The sequence below is a fragment of the Okeania sp. SIO2B9 genome (assembly GCF_010672505.1).
Taxonomy (GTDB): domain Bacteria; phylum Cyanobacteriota; class Cyanobacteriia; order Cyanobacteriales; family Microcoleaceae; genus Okeania; species Okeania hirsuta.
In genome coordinates this window covers 1-2,164 of record NZ_JAAHGK010001283.1, presented here as the reverse complement: position 1 = coordinate 2,164, position 2,164 = coordinate 1, and the positions used below count along the sequence as shown (strand labels likewise).

The window sequence follows — 2,164 nt, the reverse complement described above, 5'->3', positions numbered from 1 at the left end:
TACGTTTTACATGGGGTACTAACCAATTCCATTCAGCTACATCCAAGTTTTCGGCCAATTGTTCTCTAATATCCTGCATTTGTTTTTTAACTAAATATCTTAACGTCCTAAATCGTGCATTTTGTTAATTATGTCTGCACATTTTTGACTTATTAATTCTAGCTCTTGTTTCTTGGTTGACTCTGGAGGTGGTATAAGTTCTCCAATTCTGACAGTTATTGGTACAGAATTAGCTATCAAACCTTGACGTTTCACTGCATGGGTACCGTAGATAGAAACTGGTAATAATGGTACTTTTGCCTTTGCCGCAATTAAAGTCGCCCCCAATTTTGGTTCTGTAATTTTACCATCAGAAGTCCTAGTCCCTTGTAAAAAGATACCTACTGCCCACCCCTGCTCCAAACTATTGAGTGCTGAACGAATAGCACTTCGATCTGCCGATCCTCTTTTAACTGGATATGCTCCGTATAATGTAATAATCTGCTTCAAAATAGGTACTTCAAATAATTCCTCTTTTGCCATATAAGCAACAGGTCTTTTCATACAAACAGAAACTATTGGAGGGTCTAAGTCACTGGCATGATTACTAACTACGACGAATGGCCCTTGTTGTGGAACATTTTCTGTACCATAAACATTATTCCGAAAATAAAACTTAAGTATAGGAACTATTACTGACCATTTTAATAAGCGATAAAGAATTAAATTCTCGACTGGTTCACGATTTCTAGCCACAAGATATGACCTTGATTTTAGGTTAAGTTAGTTCATCATCATAACCTATAGCAGGGAACAGGGAACAGGCAACAGGCAACAGGCAACAGGTAAAAGTGGGAAAATAATTTCTCTGTCTTAATATTCATCATCAACATAAGTCAAACACCAACTCGTTCCTTGCTATATCAGTTTTTTTGCTGCAGAAGGTTAAGCATTTCCTGCGGAATGCTGCGCAAACAGCTTTCAGCTTGCCTCATAAGGTTGGAACTACGTTATCTTTTCTTTTGCGAGTTTAATACCCCCATCGTCACTTGCGGTGCTTAAAATTGTTTGGGGGTATAAGAAACGGAGTGGTGTGTCAAGACTATCCATCAGCAATTTTCCCTTCTGCCTTTTGCCTTCTTCAATCTAAAGGTATAAAATCTGCCTGTTGTACAAGTTGTTGACCTTTGGTTGATCAAGCTAATTCTAGAAAATTTTTTACTGCTAAACTTGTTTGATTTGGTACTGCTAAAAATACACTACGATTCAGAGGATAATTGTCATTATTAGGAGTAGTTTTATCTACAGGTGAAATGTCGTTTATTGGCATGATTCTAACGGTGGTTTGATTTTTTGCCTGAGCTACTGTGGTATAGCTAATTCCATTATTGTTCAATTCTCGTAAAATTGGAGTTGTGACATCTCTTTGATATGTAATAAAGTTTGAACTATCTGGAAGAAAAGATTCTCCTAATAAGACAACATCTTGAAAGAAATTGTAGCTGCCACTTTTGGGAGAACGGTTGATAACTTTTATCGGCAAATCATCACCACCAACTTCTGACCAATTGATTATTTTTCCCTGATAAATATCTTTGAGTTGGTCTAATGTTAAGCTTCCTTTGTAGGGATTATTAATTCCGACTACTACTGCTAAAGCATCTTTGGCAATAGGAATTAATTTAATGTTTGATTGAGAGCTTTCTTCTGGTCGTAATGTACGAGATATTGCTGCTATTTGTACTCGATTTTCTAGTAAATTTTTGATGCCTTGATTAGAACCATTTGGTCTACCTTCAGGTACTCCATAAGTGATGGGAATATTAGGATATTTTTGTTCATAAGCATTTTCCATCAGTTTGATTAATTTAACCATCGTCACACTACCATCCATTGCTAATATATTGGGATTTGGTAGAGATGTATCTAGGTTAGAGACTATTTGATTAGCTGGTTCAGGGATGCTTAATTTTTTTGATGGATTATTAACAATATTGTTGTTAGTATCTGGTCGATTTTGATTTAATAAAAACCAGTATCCTCCTCCAGCTAGTAGGAAAAATAATAGTATAAAAAAAATTACTGGTGGTGCATTATTTTTAGCCATGATTGTTTAGCTTGGTTTGATAGTTATACTAAGTACAATTTGGATAGGATTATTGATGAAGTCATAGATCGCCAATAA

Annotated in this window: 2 protein-coding genes; both read right to left on the bottom strand. The window is 35.6% G+C overall.

Going from position 1 to position 2,164, the window contains the following annotated elements:
• Window positions 1-99 precede the first annotated feature (99 nt).
• Window positions 100-735: a 1-acyl-sn-glycerol-3-phosphate acyltransferase gene (locus F6K13_RS29865; protein ID WP_124146512.1), complete on the bottom strand. Its 636-nt coding sequence runs from the start codon at window positions 733-735 to the stop codon at window positions 100-102.
• Between the two features lie 439 nt (window positions 736-1,174).
• The gene (locus tag F6K13_RS29860; protein ID WP_124146513.1) at window positions 1,175-2,086 is read right to left on the bottom strand and encodes a substrate-binding domain-containing protein; all 912 of its coding nucleotides are present in this window, start codon (window positions 2,084-2,086) and stop codon (window positions 1,175-1,177) included.
• Between the last annotated feature and the right edge of the window lie 78 nt (window positions 2,087-2,164).

Excerpts from the sequence above, each read along its gene's own strand:
- F6K13_RS29860 (WP_124146513.1), bottom strand. The coding sequence starts at position 2,086 with ATGGCTAAAAATAATGCACCACCAGTAATTTTTTTTATACTATTATTT.